This window comes from Polaromonas sp. 39-63-25 (assembly GCF_002278925.1).
Taxonomy (GTDB): domain Bacteria; phylum Pseudomonadota; class Gammaproteobacteria; order Burkholderiales; family Burkholderiaceae_C; genus Polaromonas.
Window position 1 is genome coordinate 114,037 of record NZ_NCJH01000008.1, and the last position, 15,180, is coordinate 129,216.

Below are 15,180 nucleotides of genomic sequence, written 5' to 3' on the forward strand. Positions count from 1 at the left end.
TCCTCCCGCGAGTCAGCCGTCGGAGGTTGACAAACAATCTAACAAACGTTAGATTGATGGCATGAGACACATCAAGGACCATCTTTACGAGCAAGTCGCCCGCATCGGCAAGGCCGTCGCCAGCCCCAAGCGCCTGGAGCTGATCGAGTTGCTTTGCCAGGGTGAGAAGACCGTCGAAGTGCTCGCGGCGCAGGCTGAAATCAGCGTCAAGCTTGCGAGCGCCCACCTGAAACAGTTGCGCATGGCGCGACTCGTCGATACGCGCAAGGAAGGCAAGTACGTCCTGTACCGCCTGGCCAGCACCAGCGTGGCTGACCTCTGGGTGAACTTGCGCGCCGAAGCCGAGGAGCGGCTGGTCGAGTTGCAGGTCGCGTTGGCCTCGATCGTCGAGCACGGCGATGAACTCGAGGGCATCGACCGGGCGGCCATCATGAAAAAGGCCAAGTCCGGTGAGGTCCTGGTGCTGGACGTGCGGCCGGAAGAGGAATTCGCCAGCGCCCATTTGCCGCACGCGCGCTCACTGCCGGTGGACGAGCTCAGGAAGCGGCTGAAAGAGCTCCCCAAGGATGTTCCCGTTGTCGCCTATTGCCGCGGCCCGTTTTGCCTGATGGCCAGAGACGCCGTCGAGTTGCTGCGCAAGCAGGGCTACCGCGCTTTTCACCTGACCGACGGCGTGGCCGAATGGCGCGCCCGTGGCCTGCCCATCGAACAGACAAGCTGAAGCACCGGCATGAACACACTGCTCATCCTGAACGACGCGCCCTACGGCAGTGAGCGCACGTACAACGGGGCGCGCCTGGCCGGCGCACTGGCCAGGCAGCCGGGCAACGAGGTCCGGGTTTTTCTGATTGGTGACGCCGCGTCTGCCGCGCATCGCCTCCAGAAAGTGCCTACCGGCTTTTACAACCTCGAAGTGATGCTCGGCTCGGTGGTGAGCCACGCCGGCCTGATCGGCGTCTGCGGCACCTGCATGGACGCGCGCGGCATCAGCGTCGAGGACCTCCTCCCCGGCTCGCACCGCAGCACCCTGGACGAGCTCACCCAATGGACGGCCTGGGCCGACAAGGTCCTGGTGTTCTGATTCAGGAGACAAACATGTTCTTCCAACAACGACCGGCGGAAAATGCCACCCTGTCCTATTTTTTTGGCTGCGCGGGCCTGGCGAAAGCCGTGGCCGTTGACGTGGTCGCCGGCGACGAGGACTGGTTCATGGCCGAGGCCGAGAAGGCCGGCGTCAGGATCGCCCACGTCATCGACACCCATGTGCATGCCGACCACTACTCGGGTGGCCCCGAGCTGGCCAGGCGGGCCGGCGCGCCGTATTACCTGCACGAGAGCAACCAGGGACGGGTCTTGTTCGAATTCGCGCCCCTCACGGACGGCCAGCGTCTTGAGGCTGGCAACGTGGTGGTGGATGTGCTGCATACGCCCGGGCACACGCCAGACAGCATCTGCCTGCTGGTGCGCGACCTGCGCCGGGGCGACGAGCCCTGGTTCGTCATCACCGGCGACACCCTGTTTGTCGGCGCCGTCGGGCGCCCCGACCTGGCGGGCCGCGAGCGGGAAATGGCGGGCCAGCTGCACGATACCCTGCATGCCAAGCTGCTGACCCTGCCCGCCGACCTCGAAATCTATCCCGGCCACCAGGCCGGCAGCGCCTGCGGCGCCGGCCTGTCCGGCAAACCCGCATCGACGCTGGGTTTCGAGAAACGTTTCAACCCCATGCTCGCCATGTCGCGCGAGGACTTCGTCGATGCGCTGACGGCAGACATTCCACCGCAGCCGCAGGACATGGCCCGCATCGTCGCTGTCAACCTGCGTGGAACAGCACCGGAGCCGGCGCACGCCTGAGCTGAATGAACATGGAATTCGGCATTCGCGCCAATCTCGGCCAGGTGCTGCAGCAACTGCTGCAGGTGCTGCTTGTCGGCATGACCATCGGGATGATGCGCAACGTGGTTCCGGCGCTGGCCGAAACCGAGTTTGGTGTGCCGCGCGGCTCTTTCATGCTGCTGGCGGCCTTTGTCGTCGCCTTCGGTTTCGTCAAGGGCGCCATGAACTTCGCCGCCGGTCGCCTGGCTGAACGCCTGGGCCGCCGGCGTGTGCTGTTGCTGGGCTGGCTGGTGGCGCTGCCGATTCCGCTGATCGTCTACTTCGCCACGTCGTGGAGCTGGATTGTGCTGGCGACCATCCTGCTGGGTGTCAACCAGGGCCTGACCTGGTCGATGACACAGACGGCCAAGCTCGACATCACGCGTGCCGACCAGCGCGGACTGGTCATCGGACTCAACGAGTTTGCCGGTTATGTGGGCGTCGCCATCGCCGGTGTGGTGACGGGTTATGCCGCCTCGCTGCTGGGCCCGCGCGAAGGTTTGTTGTGGTTTGGTGCTGCCGTCATCGGCCTGGCCACGCTGCTGGCCTGGCTGGGCGTGGCGGAGACGCTGCCCTGGGCCCATGCCGAGGTCAAGCGCCACGCTGCGGCCTCTTCGGCGCAAGTGCTGCGGCCGCGCTACCCGACGGGCGTCAGCGAGCAGCCGACCACGCGGGAAATGTTTGCCCTCATGAGTTGGGGTGACCGCCGCATGGCCGCGCTGTGCCAGGCGGGCATGGTCGAAAAGTTTGTTGATGCCCTGGTCTGGGCGTTCTGGCCGGTGTATCTGCACCAGCAGGGTGTCAGCCTGCCCGGCATCGGCTGGATCGTGGGTGTCTACGGCTTCACCTGGGGCGGGGCGCAGTTCTTCACCGGCAAGTTGTCCGACCGCGTCGGCCGGCACCGCCTGAATGTCTGGGGCATGTGGCTGTGCGGCGCCGGCGTCGCGTTGTTGCCGCTGGGCCAGGGTTCTGCGTGGTGGAGCGCCTCGGCCGCCATGGCCGGTCTGGGCATGGCCATGCTGTACCCCAACCTCAGCGCGGCGGTGGCCGACATCGCCCACCCCAACTGGCGCGCATCGGCCATTGGCATCTATCGCTTCTGGCGTGACCTCGGTTACGGCATAGGCGCGCTGGGCCTGGGTGCGGCCGCAGCCCTGGGCGGGCGCATCGAGACCGCCTTCTGGTTCGTCGCCGTGGCGATGTTGCTGTCGGGTGCTGTGCTCCAACACTGGGGTGAAGAAACCCACCCCCGGCTCAGTCCCGCGCACTGACGCATTGATTCCCCCAAGCTTTTGCAAAACCCGGAGACCATCCATGACACTGAAGTTCCTCGCCCTCTGTTCGCGCCGCCTGGCCGCATCCGCCGCCTTGGCCGCGTTGGCAGCGCTGCCGGTCGTTGCGCATGCCCAGCTCGACAAGGCCACCACCGAAGCGCTGGAGACCTACTTCGAATTTTCCGACTACAACAGCGGCACCATCGCTGCCGAACAGATTCCGGCCGAGGACTACAAGAGGTTCTACGTTCTCGACGTGCGCGACGCGGGGCAATTCGCGAAAGAGCACATTCCGGGCGCAAGCAACATCGAATGGCGCAAGGTGTTTGCCGAGCGCGGCAAGCTGCCGAAGGACAGGACCATCCTGGCCTACTGCAATACCGGTTCGTTTTCAGGTCAGGTGGCGATGGCGCTGAGGATGGCCGGCTACGACAACGTGCGCATCCTGCATGGCGGTTATGGGGAATGGAAAGCCCGCGGCGGGTTGGAGGCCCATGCCCGCGCCAGCAAAGAGCGCAAGTGAATCAGCACCTCTGTAGCGCTGCCAGCCCATTCCTGCGCCCCTGAAGCCGCAACGCCGCCGCCCGCTCCGGCAGTTCCAGCTGCTCGCCCCTCAAAGGGCGTATTGCCTTGCTATGTATTTAATAGCTGCTTGCGCAGGTACAGCAAGGGCTCGAGGCATAAAACATGCATGAACTTCACCCGGGCGTGTTTTTCCGGCGTTGCGCGCCGGCGAAGCCCCGTGCGTTCTGCCGCACGGCAAGGCCGCTTCCCCTACGATAGAGGCTTAACCTGGGCCCACAGCGATGTACCGTATGCCGGTTGGTCAAGAGAACCATGTCTTCAGCGACCTCGCCACCTTGATGGCGTGTGCCTCGCCGCTGCGCAGCGGCGACGTGCTGGCCGGGCTGGCCGCCACCTCGGCCGAGCAGCGGGTGGCAGCGCAGTTTGCGCTGGCCGACGTGCCGCTGAAAGACTTTCTCAGCCACGCCCTCGTGCCGTATGAGGCCGACGAGGTCACCCGGCTCATCATCGACACGCATGACAGCGCCGCCTTTGCGCCCGTGGCGCAGCTCACGGTGGGCGGCCTGCGCGACTGGCTGCTGAGTGACACTGCCGACACCGCCGTCTTGAGCGCCCTGGCGCCCGGCCTGACGCCCGAGATGGTGGCCGCCGTCAGCAAACTCATGCGCCTGCAGGATCTGATGATCGTCGCCGCCAAATGCAGCGTGGTCACGCGTTTTCGCAACACCGTCGGCCTGCCCGGGCGCTTCTCGGTGCGGCTGCAGCCGAACCACCCGACCGATGACTTGCGCGGCATTGCCGCCAGCATTCTCGACGGCCTCCTGCTGGGCGCGGGCGACGCGATGATAGGCATCAACCCCGCCACCGACAGCCCAGACAGCGCGCACGCGCTGCTGTGCCTGCTCGACGAAGTGCGCAGCAAACTCGCCATTCCCACGCAAAGCTGCGTGCTCGCGCATGTCACCACCACGCTGGACCTGATCGCCCGCGGCACGCCGGTGGACCTGGTGTTCCAGTCCATCGCCGGCAGCGAAGGCGCGAATCGCAGCTTCGGCATCAATCTCGCGCTGCTGCAGGAGGCGCACGACGCGGCGCAGTCGCTGGCGCGCGGCACGGTCGGCAGCAATGTCATGTATTTCGAGACAGGGCAGGGCAGCGCGCTGTCGGCCGGGCAGCACCACGGCGTGGACCAGCAGACCATGGAGGCGCGCGCCTACGCCGTGGCGCGGCACTTCAAGCCTTTTCTCGTCAACACGGTGGTCGGCTTCATCGGCCCCGAGTATCTGTACGACGGCAAACAGATCACGCGCGCCGCGCTCGAAGACCAGTTCTGCGGCAAGCTGCTCGGCCTGCCCATGGGCTGCGACGTCTGTTACACGAACCACGCGGAGGCCGACCAGGACGACATGGACGCGCTGCTGGCCCTGCTGGTGGCCTCGGGTGTCAACTTTGTCATGGGTGTGCCCGGCGCCGACGACATCATGCTGGGTTACCAGAGCACTTCTTTCCACGACGCGCTGGCCATGCGCGATTTGCTGGGCAAGCGGTGCGCGCCCGAGTTCGAGTTGTGGCTGGCCGCGCAGGGCCTGGTGGACGGCCAGGGCCGCGTGCGGCCGGGCGCCGTGCCGCTGCCTTTCCGGCAACTGCTGGGCAACAGCGCCAAGCCATGAACGACAAGAAGCAACCCCAGCCCCCGGCACCTCTCGATACGCCGTCCGGCACGGCCGAGTTGTGGGCGGCGCTGCGGCCGCTGACGGCCGCACGCATCGGCCTGCCGCGCACCGGCGCCTCGCTGGCCACACCCGCACTGCTGGACTTCCGCCTGGCCCACGCTCGGGCGCGTGATGCGGTAGGCGCCGCGCTGGATACCGGTCCCTTGTTGGCCGGCCTGTCGCTGCTGGGTCAGCCCGCGCTGGTCTGCCGCAGCGCCGCACCCGACAGGCGCAGCTACCTGATGCGGCCTGACCTCGGGCGCCAGCTCGATGCCGATTCGCTGGCGCTGCTGCAAGCCAGCGGCTTGCGCGGCGGCTTGGTCGTGGTGCTGGCCGACGGCCTGTCCGCCCAGGCCACGCAGTGCCATGCCCTGCCGGTGCTTGAAGCGCTGCTGCCGCTGCTGCAAACGCAGGGCTGGGTGCTGGCACCAGTGGTGCTGCTGCACCACGGCCGTGTTGCGGCGGGCGATGCCGTGGCGCGCGCCCTGCAGGCCGAGGCGGTGCTGGTGCTGATCGGTGAAAGGCCGGGCCTGTCGTCGCCCGACAGCCTGGGCGCCTACATCACCTGGGCGCCCGGCGCAGCCACCAGCGACGCCGACCGCAACTGCGTCTCCAACATCCGGACCCAGGGCCTGACCCCGCAGGCCGCAGCGGCCAAGATCGCCTGGCTGCTGAACCAGATGCGTGTTCAACAACGCTCGGGTGTCGCGCTGAAGGACCAGATGGGCCAGCCAGTGCACGTGCCGGCGGGGTAGGGATGGCAGAGTTTCCATCCAGCGCGTACGGAGATGCTATTTATTTGATAGCTGGTTGCGCCCGCCATCAAAGGGCTGAAGGCCTAAAACGTTCCATATCGCATTCGGAACTTGTCATGGCGACTTTCTATTTATCGGGAATGTTCGATGTCCGATAGCTTGCGTGCGCCACGCATCACGCCAGGCGCTCGCCGCCTGGAATTTTTGATCGTCAACACGGAAACACAGGCGCCCGCCGCTGGGTTATTGGGCGACCGTCGGCTTAGTCCGCGGCCTGCAGCCATCGGCCACCCCCGTTTCTGTCGCCGCCGACGCCTCTTTCTCTTTATCTGTTAGCCAGCGCACTCGCACCCAGATCTGACCGCTGTTGTTCTCGTAGAAAAAAGTAGGGTGCGAGGCAGGTCCTTTTGCATCATTGGGGTAGAGCGACAGGGCGCCGTCCTCCTTCGCCACGAAAATAACGCTGTCGCACTCTTCGCACTCTTTCTTGATGGCCGCTCCGATATCGACGCTTTGGTATTCCCGTCTGTCCAGGCCAGGACCCCGCTCGACGACCGCCGCAATCAGGCTGAACCACAAGCCCCCCTCATGTCGCTTGTAGCTCTCAAAAAGATTCATGAGTCGGTTCCCGGGGTCACCGTAAGGCGGTTTATTGACGATGCCCTTGTCGAACCAGACTTGATGCGGGGGAACGGTCAGCCTGTAGGCTGCCTGTTTCTTCACAGTTACGCCTGTGTCGGACCACCACTGGTCGGCGCGTACAAGCGCGAGGCACTCATCGCCCGGGGCGGCAAGGGCGCCCGCCGACAAGCAGCCCGGCACCCCGGCCTCGACGGGCTTGGGTGAGTCATAGGACGTCGGTTCATACCGAACCGCAGCACAGCCGGTCAGGGTCGCGGTAACTACCAGGACCGCGGGGAGCAAGATATTGCGAACTTTCATGGCTATTTCCCCTGGCAATCTGGATCTTCACGTACGTCCACGATGGCCGCGGTGCCTGTCGGGCATTGATCTCCCGTTTCGACAGATTGTGTGAGTCGGCCGTGCGCGTCCAGGCTGTTGAGTTGCGGCTTCGCCATCTTCAGGCATGCGCGGCCAGGCTTTCGCAACTGCAACTGACTGTTTTCATGCGATCTCACGGGAACAAATTTCCGCCTTTCAAACACCGATGGGTGCACGCACAGCCGGTTCACCAGGCTGGCGTCGCTGCGCACGTACGCCACCAGGTCGCGGTTGATCGAATGATAGATGGCCGAGAAAGCCCCGGCCTCGGGGTTGTGACTTGTGCCAAAGCGATCCTCCGGCACTTTGGTTCCTGTTGGCACCAGATCCACGTTGGCCTTGCGCATTTCCTCAAGCATCCAGTTCAAGCTCACCCCGCTCATGCGTGCGTCTGCGTACCCACCACCCACGTCAGAATGGGCACCCGCAAACCACACCTCGCGAAGTCGACCAGGCCGCACGTTGCCGCGCTCGTCGAGAATGGGAGGGCGCTCGGCGGGTGAACATCCGGCCACAAGGTGCCGGCGCGTCAGGAGCTGCGGGGTAAAAATCCATTCGCGATTGTCATCAATTGACATGGCGTGAAACGCATAGTGAACATTGCACAGCTTGTCGCCGTACCGCGAATTCGCGTTATCGACGTCCGCGAGGTGCTGCTGAATCTGGGCTTTATGGCTGATCCGGCTCAGCCAGTTGGGTGCGCCAAGTGCTTCCACGGTGTCCCAAAGTCCAAGCACTTGCACTTCCACAGCCGGCGCCGGACCCAACTTGCGTGTCCGAGGATCCACTTTCCCCAACTTTCGTGTCTGAAGATCTTCTTGCACACGTTGACGCCGCAATGGCTCGTACTGGGCAGGGTAGTCGCTCTCGACCTTGACCAGCTCGTAGACCTCTTCCGCCACGTCCACGTGGGTCCGGTTGTTGGGTTTGTCGGGCAAGCCAGCGTGGTACAGCAGCGAGTTCAGTACCCGCGCGGCATACGCCCCGCGGCTGAAGCCAAACAGGTACACCTTGTCTCCCGGGCGGTGGTGCTTTAAAAGAAAACCATAGGCGATGCGAACCCGCTCACCGAGCCCGTAGCCAGTGGCCATGCCCGCAATGTCGGCGCGTGTCCCAACGCCTTCGATGTACAAGGTAGTGAGGTCCGCGCGCCCTTGCAAGCTCACCAGTGAGTGCAGTCGTTTGATATTTGTATCCGACGCTTCATCGTTGTGCGTGCCGTCGAAGAAGATCGCAATATGCTGGGGCTTATCGTCTTTTGGTATACCCACTGCCTGCTTGTGCGTGATGGTGCTGCAGCCAACAATTGCGAATGCAAGGAGGCCTGACCCAAGAAGACGGAGGCTGGAGCTGATTGCCACGACCAGGATTTGCATGGAGGTCCCCAGAAAAAGTATTCCTGGTCAATTTTCGCCGGACTCGCTTGTTGCCGCATCCTCCATTTGTGGGATGGTGCTTTGGGACGGGTGGCGCCGGCATGGCGCATTGGCGTGAGGCCCTGTTTGACCTCATGTCACGCCGCGGCGCGCTGAGCGGCTTGACCCGCATCAGGCGCGCCCGCTTGCAATGGCGCTTAGGGAAGCGCCGAACAAGTCCCCTGCGGCGCGCGATCAGCCGGGCTCGGGCGGCCTGCTGCGTTGAATTTCTTGCCAATAGCCAGCTATTGGCTGCGAAATCCGCCTTGCCAGACCGTGCGCCAGCGTCCAGAGCAGGGCGCTGCCGACAGTGATGTAATGCTCGTCGCGCACGCCGTACTTGACGTGCCGCGCGCCCAGCTGGCGCACCACGGGAATCATGGACTCCAGATTCGTGAGACCGTTGACGGCCGCGTTCAGCATGGACATCAACATGCGGCCCTGGTCCACCAGATCACCCTTGAACATCGGACGAAGCGAGGGGTTCAGGACAAAAAGGCGTTTGTAGAAAAGGTCGGCGGCGGTTGGGGCAATCGGGCGCACCAGGTCGAAAGTCGATTGCACCAGTTGGATCTGCTCTGAGTTCATGGGGTTTCCTCGTGAAGTTTTATGGGATGGACCCGCCTTGTCACCCAAGATCTGTGCCAGATCATTTCTTCAATGAAATCAAGGAGTTACCGAGAAGTTGCAGGAGTCAGTTGTCGGCATCCACAGACAACATTTCCGGCTAGGTAAAAAAAGGCCAGCAAAATCAGGGGTTCCGCTTGTCGGTGAAAACCGACAACGCAACACCAGAGCGTGGCCGGTGCCCGGTTCAGCTTTTGAAGCTGGTCGACACCAGATCGTGGCGCGCCAGCAAGGCGTAGAAGTCGGTCCGGTTGCGCTTGGCCAGCTTGGCGGCCTGCGCCACATTGCCATTGGTCATCTTGAGCAACTGGGTCAAATACCCGCGCTCAAATTCCTTGCGCGCCTCATCCAGCGGCAACAGCTCCGGCCCCTGGCTGCTCAGTGCACTTTGCACCAGGCTGACCGGAATCAGCGTGCCGGTGCACAGCACCACACAGCGCTCAACCACGTTCTGCAACTGCCGGACATTGCCCGGCCAGGGTGCCGCCCCCAGCAGCTCAAGTGCGCCCGGTGCAAACGCCGTCAGGGCCTTGGCGTAACGCTGCGCCAGGCTGCGCATGAAGTGGTTGGCCAGCAAGGCAATGTCTTCACGGCGCTCAGCCAGCGGCGGCAGCGTCAAGCCCACCACGTTGAGCCGGTAGAACAGATCCTCGCGAAAGCGCCCCGCTGCGACTTCATCTTCCAGCCGGCGGTTGGACGCGGCGATCACGCGCACATCCACCTTGTGCGGCCTGGGCGCACCCACGGGGCGCACCTCCCGCTCCTGCAGCACGCGCAGCAGCTTGACCTGCATGGCCGGCGGCAGGTCGGCAATTTCATCAAGAAAAATCGTGCCCCGGTCGGCACTGGAGAACAGGCCCACACTGTCACGCACCGCGCCGGTGAAAGAACCTTTCACATGGCCAAACAGCTCGGACTCGACCAGGTTCTCCGGGATGGCGCCACAGTTGACCGCCACCAGGGCTTGGGCGGCGCGGGCGCTGGAGGCGTGCAGGGCACGCGCCAGCAGCTCCTTACCGGTTCCGCTTTCGCCGTGGATCAGCACCGAGGCATCGCTCTGGGCCATGAGCCTGGCCTCGGCCAGCAGCTTTTCCATGCGCGGACTGCGCGTGACAATCGCCTGCCGCCACGCTTCGCCCGGCTGCTCGCCCGGCATGTCGGCGCCGAGTGCGGACGAGACCTCCAGCGCGCGATCCACCTCGCGCATCAGGTCCACCCCCTCAAAAGGCTTGGTGATGTAGCCAAACACACCGCGTTGCATGGCCTGCACCGCATCGGGAATGGTGCCGTTGGCGGTCAGCATCAAAACCGGCAGCAGGGGGTAGCGCCGGTGCACGGCTTCAAACAGTTGCAGCCCGTCCATGCCCGGCATGCGCAAGTCGGTGATCAGGATGTTGGGCAGTTCGTGATCGAGCCTGGACAGGGCGGCAGCGCCACTGCCGGCTTCGATGGTGCTGTGCCCCTCGTAGTGCAGGCGCAAAGACAGCAGCCTCAGCAGGGCCGGGTCATCGTCAACGATCAGAATACGCGCCATGGTTGCCCGTCCGGTTCAGCACTTGCCGCTGCAGGTGGCGGTGGCGCGGCTGTGGTCCGGAGAATTCTATAAGCAAAAACACCGGCGCCAGGCCAAAGCGGCAGCCACCGGCCAGCCCGCTTTTGATTGACCGATCTCATGGGCATCGCAGAGAATGCGCGCAGCACAGCCCGCTTCCGGGGCCTGCCGCGCAGACTCAACACTCTTCAACTGACCGCCATGAACACAGACCCTGAACCGCCTGAAGTGTTGACTGCGCCGCCTTTCGCCTCGAACACCCCCGGTGTGGAGGCCGACCCGGTCAAAGTGATCCGCGCGCTCGAAGCCCGGCAGCGGCACATGGTGAGCTTGCTGGCATCAGCCCGCGACGCGGTGCTGGAAATGAACGCGCAGGGGCTGATCACCAGCTGGAATGCCAGCGCCGAGCGCATGTTGGGCTGGACCGCCTCTGAAGCGCTGGGCCAGAACATGTGCCGGCTGATTGTGCCGCCCCAGCACCGGCAGGCGCATGAAGCCGGGCTGGCCCGCTACCTGCAGAGCGGCCAAAGCCAGCCCGTGAACCGCCTGCTGGAAATTGAGGCCTTGCACAAAAGTGGTGCGCTGGTCGCCATCGAGCTGTCCATCTTCAGCGTGGTGGTCGATGAAGAAATCAATTTCGGCGCCTTCATCCGCGACATCTCCGGCCGCCGCTCGGCCGAGCAGGCCTTGCGCCTGTCGCAGGAGAGGTACCGCGCGGTGATCGAACATGTCAGCGAGGGCATGATCGTCATCAAGGACCAGCGTGTTGCGTTTGCCAACCCGCGTGCCGCAGAACTGGCCGGCATGTCGCTGGAAGAGATGCAGCAGATCGGCTTCCTGCACCGTGTGCACCCCGATGACCACGCGCTGGTGCTGGACCGGCAGAACCGGCGCCTGGCGGGTGAAGCGGTGCCCAGCCGTTATGAGCTTCGCCTGCTGATGCCCGACGGTGAAGTCCGCTGGATAGGCATCAGCGTGACCGTGGTTCCCTGGGACGGCGAGCAGGCCACACTGACTTTCTTCTCGGACATCAGCAGCCGGCGAGCCCTGGAAGAAAAGTTGCGTGACACCTTGCAGGAGCGCGAGACCGTTCTTGAAAATTCCCTGGTGGGCATTGCCTTCCTGACACCGGAAGGTGCGTTTCGCTGGTCCAACCGCGCGCTGGCCAAAATGTTCGGCCTGGCGCCCGAAGCCGGCGGGCCGACCGACTGGCGCGCGCTGTTTGCCTCACCCGACGAATACCTGCGCGTGGCCAAGGATATAGCCGCTTGCAACCGCGAAGGCCGCATCTACCAGAGTGACCTGGAGATGCGCAAGACCGATGGCAGCCTGTTCTGGGCCACGGTGTCCGGCAAACCGGTGAGCGTGATCGACCAGACTCAGGGCAGTGTCTGGGCGGTGATGGACATCTCGCCGCGCAAGGCGCTGGAGGTCGCGCTGGCACGCGCTTCGTCCGAGCGCGAGGCCATTTTCAACAGCGCCCTGGTGGGCATCAGCTACAACGTCGGCCGGCGCATGCAGTGGGTCAATGACAAATATGTCGAGATGACGGGTTATGCCCGCGAAGAACTGGTGGGCCGTTCGACCCGGCTGTTTTATGCCGACGACCAGACCTTTGAGGCGCACGGCAGCGAAACCCTGGCGGCGCTGATCCGCGACGGGGTCTATGTGGAAGAGCGGCGCCTGCTGCGGCGCGACGGTGAAACTTTGTGGGTGCAGCTGGCCGGCCGCTGCGTCAGCCCGAACAACCCGGCCGCCGGCGTGATCTGGACGCTGCTGGACATCACCGACCGGCGCCGCGCAGAAGACAACATCCGGGCCGCCCTGCAGCGCGAGAAAGAGCTCAATGACCTGCGCTCGCGTTTTGTCTCCATGACCAGCCATGAGTTTCGCACCCCGCTGGCGGCGATTTTGTCTGCTTCAGAACTGCTGCGCGAGTACAGCGACCGCATGCCGGAAAGCGAAAAAGCGGAAATCCTGGAAAGCATAGGCGCCGGTGTGCAGCGCATGACCCGCATGCTGGACCGCGTGCTGCTGATCGGCCAGGTCGACGCCCAGATGCTGGAGTTTCGCCCGCAGGAGCTTGATTTGCCTGCGCTGTGCCACGCCATCGTGGACGAGGCGCGCCTGCAGTCCAAAGGCGCTTGCACGGTGACCACGCAATTTTCACCACGGGTGGCCACCGGTCTGTTTGACGCCAAGCTGCTGCGCCACATCTTTGGAAACCTGCTGTCCAACGCCATCAAGTATTCACCGCGCGGCGGGCAGGTGGCTTTCACCATTTCAGACAGGGCGGGGCGCACCGTGTTTGAAGTGGAAGACCAGGGCATTGGCATTCCCGCTGAAGAAATGCCGCATCTGTTCGAGTCGTTTCACCGCGCCAGCAACGTTGGCGATATCCCCGGCACCGGGCTGGGTCTGGCGATTGTGAAGACCGCCGTCGATCTGCACGGCGGCAGCATCGAGGTGCAGAGTAATCCGGGGCGGCGTACTTCGTTTGTTGTGACCCTTTAAGCCGGACTTCTTCTGTGAGTGAGTTTGGAAGATGCTATTGATTTAGTAGCTATTTACGCTTGTGTAATAAGGACTGCAGGCCGAAAATGCATAAAATTCAGAAGCGGCCGGCACGCTGAAATGCTTGTCAAAATGAAGTCCGAAAATGGGACTGTGACTGCTGCACCGGGGTTGTTGCTTGGGACGGCATTTGCAAAGAAACCATAACTATCGAGAATATGTAGTTATCGGTAGTCAGTAGCCCTTGCGCGATAGACACAACCTCCGTTGCAGGATGTCTGTTATGGGCCCTTTGCGGTCGGTTGGGCTCATGGAGAGCGGACGCTCTATTTGTAATCGACGATCTACAAAAACTGCCTGCGGTAAGCAGCCCTACTCTAGTGCTAGCTAACGCCATAGTATTCTGTGGGACGCTTGCAGATAGCGCCCCTGTTCTTTTCCTCGAAAGCAGAAAACAGTACCCTAAACACGGCCCTAAGGCCGTCCCAGTCTGGCCCTGCCGGGCCGCTGTGGCGAGATAGTTTTTCACGAAAACGCGCTTGCACTTTAGACTTTTCTAGAAGTTCGCCTTGGTACTGATTCACAGATTTTTCGTATCCAGTCCACTGAACTACCGCAAGATTCCCGCTGTCTAATCTCAACACATCCTCACCCAAGTAAAGTTCAATGCTGGCTGCAATTCCATTGACATCTAATTTTGCTGCGCCGGTTGGTCCTATCGTCGGATAATTTTCTAGAAAATCGAGCTTCGGTAGCTGTCGAATCACAATATTCGCTGGCAAAGCAATCTTCTCGATCGCTTTGCACGCTGCTGCTGCAGCGGTGTCGTTGTCGAACAAAGCCACAACGTTATTCACGATCCCAGCTCCGGCGAAAGCCTTTACGACATTGGCCAAGTTACCTACCCCGCCGCCGTAGCCAGTGCTTTCAAAATCCAAGAACGAGAAGTAGTCTTGCAGATGCGGATACAAAACCTTAAAAGACTCGCTGAGAATCCAAGCATCGGTTTTACCCTCTGTCAAGACTATGGTTTTAGCCATCGAGCTGTATTCAGCTGCGGAAACGCCTAGACCAAATTCGACGAAGTCTTCCCCTTCGTCGAAATTGGAAGACCATACCAAGTCAGTCAAATCGTAGATTAAGTCCCCGTCGTCCCCGAATGCCTCGATGGCGAGCCTCAAAGGCACGAAGACGTCATAACCAGGGAAGCCATACCATTCATTGGAAAGCATGTACCCGATCAGCGTTCCTTTATGGGGACCTTCAAATCGGGCGTGATAGCTGGTTTCCAATTCGGACGACCGGATCATTTTTAGACCCTCTATCCAACTACGGGGTGTTACCGACGCCAATATCTCGGCATCGGTGCGGTAATGATCCTCCATGAGCTTCCGAGTTTCTGAGTCCTGTTCAGCCCACACTTTCATTGATTCGATTTTTTGCGCATGCTCACCTTTGACCCACTCTCTAAACGCATCCTCAACGGTAGTTATGGTGTATCCAAGGACTTCAAGTCGGTCGCGTACCACATTAACTGGGACCTGGTAGTAGACGAGTTTGAGGTCGCTGTCCTCCTCTAGCGACTCTCGATAGTGCTCAAGGCTCGCCGGAAGCTTGTGAAACGGAGCAGACAGGACGACTTTGTCCTGTTGACGAAATAGAGAAATCAGGTTTGGATCTATTTCATTCCTGCTAGAGCCGACATTAAGGTCGCCTAGCCAGCATTTAGCGTAACTACCCACGTTATCCTTCCTGCGCGTTTGCTTTGCGATCTTGGAGAGAATTCTTTGCCTGAACTATATCCCCCAAATAGAGGATGACTGTCCGCTATCGGGAGCTTTCGCCAATGTCTGGTGTTGGCCGATAACCGACATAGCCAACCAAACGCAGATTGCTATCGATAACTACATATTGCCGTTAGCCAGCAACGCC

14 protein-coding genes are annotated in these 15,180 nt (G+C 62.2%); 9 read left to right on the plus strand and 5 right to left on the minus strand.

Features of this window, described 5'->3' with window-relative positions:
• Positions 1 to 61 precede the first annotated feature (61 nt).
• The 7 genes from B7X65_RS12195 (at position 62) to eutC (ending at position 6,138) form a co-directional block, all read left to right on the plus strand.
• A complete protein-coding gene (locus B7X65_RS12195; protein ID WP_293594570.1) occupies positions 62 to 721 on the plus strand; it encodes a metalloregulator ArsR/SmtB family transcription factor in 660 nt (219 codons plus the stop codon).
• A 9-nt stretch (positions 722 to 730) separates the two neighbouring features.
• A complete protein-coding gene (locus B7X65_RS12200) occupies positions 731 to 1,081 on the plus strand; it encodes a DsrE family protein (protein ID WP_293594571.1) in 351 nt (116 codons plus the stop codon).
• Positions 1,082 to 1,095: 14 nt separating this feature from the next.
• Entirely contained in the window at positions 1,096 to 1,851 is a 756-nt protein-coding gene (locus B7X65_RS12205) for an MBL fold metallo-hydrolase (RefSeq protein ID WP_293594572.1), read from the plus strand.
• 5 nt (positions 1,852 to 1,856) lie between these two features.
• The gene (locus B7X65_RS12210; protein ID WP_293594573.1) at positions 1,857 to 3,143 is read left to right on the plus strand and encodes an MFS transporter; all 1,287 of its coding nucleotides are present in this window, start codon (positions 1,857 to 1,859) and stop codon (positions 3,141 to 3,143) included.
• Positions 3,144 to 3,186: 43 nt separating this feature from the next.
• Positions 3,187 to 3,669 carry a rhodanese-like domain-containing protein gene (locus B7X65_RS12215; RefSeq protein ID WP_293594574.1) on the plus strand — a complete coding sequence of 161 codons (483 nt, stop codon included), beginning with the start codon at positions 3,187 to 3,189 and terminating at the stop codon, positions 3,667 to 3,669.
• A gap of 292 nt (positions 3,670 to 3,961) precedes the next feature.
• The gene (locus B7X65_RS12220; protein ID WP_293594575.1) at positions 3,962 to 5,341 is read left to right on the plus strand and encodes an ethanolamine ammonia-lyase subunit EutB; all 1,380 of its coding nucleotides are present in this window, start codon (positions 3,962 to 3,964) and stop codon (positions 5,339 to 5,341) included.
• Positions 5,338 to 6,138 carry an ethanolamine ammonia-lyase subunit EutC gene (gene eutC, locus B7X65_RS12225; RefSeq protein ID WP_293594576.1) on the plus strand — a complete coding sequence of 267 codons (801 nt, stop codon included), beginning with the start codon at positions 5,338 to 5,340 and terminating at the stop codon, positions 6,136 to 6,138. The genes B7X65_RS12220 and eutC overlap by 4 nt, the downstream gene beginning before the upstream one ends.
• Positions 6,139 to 6,381: 243 nt before the next feature.
• Here the strand turns inward: eutC and B7X65_RS12230 are convergent, their stop codons facing one another.
• The 4 genes from B7X65_RS12230 to B7X65_RS12245 all read right to left on the minus strand — a co-directional run bounded on the left by B7X65_RS12230 (position 6,382) and on the right by B7X65_RS12245 (position 10,716).
• Entirely contained in the window at positions 6,382 to 7,080 is a 699-nt protein-coding gene (locus B7X65_RS12230) for a hypothetical protein (protein WP_293594577.1), read from the minus strand.
• A 2-nt stretch (positions 7,081 to 7,082) separates the two neighbouring features.
• On the minus strand, positions 7,083 to 8,516 hold the full coding sequence (locus tag B7X65_RS12235; RefSeq protein WP_293594578.1) for a DUF2235 domain-containing protein: 1,434 nt from the start codon (positions 8,514 to 8,516) through the stop codon (positions 7,083 to 7,085).
• Positions 8,517 to 8,750: 234 nt separating this feature from the next.
• Positions 8,751 to 9,143, minus strand: coding sequence for a globin family protein (locus B7X65_RS12240; RefSeq protein WP_293594579.1), 393 nt, complete (start codon positions 9,141 to 9,143; stop codon positions 8,751 to 8,753).
• A gap of 226 nt (positions 9,144 to 9,369) precedes the next feature.
• Positions 9,370 to 10,716: a sigma 54-interacting transcriptional regulator gene (locus B7X65_RS12245; protein ID WP_293594580.1), complete on the minus strand. Its 1,347-nt coding sequence runs from the start codon at positions 10,714 to 10,716 to the stop codon at positions 9,370 to 9,372.
• Between B7X65_RS12245 and B7X65_RS12250 the strand changes: the two genes are divergently transcribed.
• Both B7X65_RS12250 and B7X65_RS12255 read left to right on the plus strand, forming a co-directional pair.
• Positions 10,715 to 10,846: a hypothetical protein gene (locus B7X65_RS12250; protein ID WP_293594581.1), complete on the plus strand. Its 132-nt coding sequence runs from the start codon at positions 10,715 to 10,717 to the stop codon at positions 10,844 to 10,846. The two genes, B7X65_RS12245 and B7X65_RS12250, sit on opposite strands and share 2 nt — an antisense overlap.
• Before the next feature lie 89 nt (positions 10,847 to 10,935).
• A complete protein-coding gene (locus tag B7X65_RS12255) occupies positions 10,936 to 13,248 on the plus strand; it encodes a PAS domain S-box protein (RefSeq protein ID WP_293594582.1) in 2,313 nt (770 codons plus the stop codon).
• 383 nt (positions 13,249 to 13,631) lie between these two features.
• Here the strand turns inward: B7X65_RS12255 and B7X65_RS12260 are convergent, their stop codons facing one another.
• Positions 13,632 to 14,990, minus strand: coding sequence for a HEPN/Toprim-associated domain-containing protein (locus tag B7X65_RS12260; RefSeq protein ID WP_293594583.1), 1,359 nt, complete (start codon positions 14,988 to 14,990; stop codon positions 13,632 to 13,634).
• Between the last annotated feature and the right edge of the window lie 190 nt (positions 14,991 to 15,180).

What these genes read in the sequence shown, in the direction of transcription:
- B7X65_RS12210 (WP_293594573.1), top strand. Translation starts at nt 1,857, where the DNA reads ATGAACATGGAATTCGGCATTCGCGCCAATCTCGGCCAGGTGCTGCAG.
- B7X65_RS12205 (WP_293594572.1), top strand. Translation starts at nt 1,096, where the DNA reads ATGTTCTTCCAACAACGACCGGCGGAAAATGCCACCCTGTCCTATTTT.
- B7X65_RS12255 (WP_293594582.1), top strand. Translation starts at nt 10,936, where the DNA reads ATGAACACAGACCCTGAACCGCCTGAAGTGTTGACTGCGCCGCCTTTC.
- B7X65_RS12215 (WP_293594574.1), top strand. Translation starts at nt 3,187, where the DNA reads ATGACACTGAAGTTCCTCGCCCTCTGTTCGCGCCGCCTGGCCGCATCC.
- B7X65_RS12235 (WP_293594578.1), bottom strand. Translation starts at nt 8,516, where the DNA reads ATGCAAATCCTGGTCGTGGCAATCAGCTCCAGCCTCCGTCTTCTTGGG.
- B7X65_RS12200 (WP_293594571.1), top strand. Translation starts at nt 731, where the DNA reads ATGAACACACTGCTCATCCTGAACGACGCGCCCTACGGCAGTGAGCGC.
- B7X65_RS12245 (WP_293594580.1), bottom strand. Translation starts at nt 10,716, where the DNA reads ATGGCGCGTATTCTGATCGTTGACGATGACCCGGCCCTGCTGAGGCTG.
- B7X65_RS12230 (WP_293594577.1), bottom strand. Translation starts at nt 7,080, where the DNA reads ATGAAAGTTCGCAATATCTTGCTCCCCGCGGTCCTGGTAGTTACCGCG.
- B7X65_RS12195 (WP_293594570.1), top strand. Translation starts at nt 62, where the DNA reads ATGAGACACATCAAGGACCATCTTTACGAGCAAGTCGCCCGCATCGGC.
- B7X65_RS12220 (WP_293594575.1), top strand. Translation starts at nt 3,962, where the DNA reads ATGCCGGTTGGTCAAGAGAACCATGTCTTCAGCGACCTCGCCACCTTG.
- eutC (WP_293594576.1), top strand. Translation starts at nt 5,338, where the DNA reads ATGAACGACAAGAAGCAACCCCAGCCCCCGGCACCTCTCGATACGCCG.
- B7X65_RS12240 (WP_293594579.1), bottom strand. Translation starts at nt 9,143, where the DNA reads ATGAACTCAGAGCAGATCCAACTGGTGCAATCGACTTTCGACCTGGTG.
- B7X65_RS12250 (WP_293594581.1), top strand. Translation starts at nt 10,715, where the DNA reads ATGGTTGCCCGTCCGGTTCAGCACTTGCCGCTGCAGGTGGCGGTGGCG.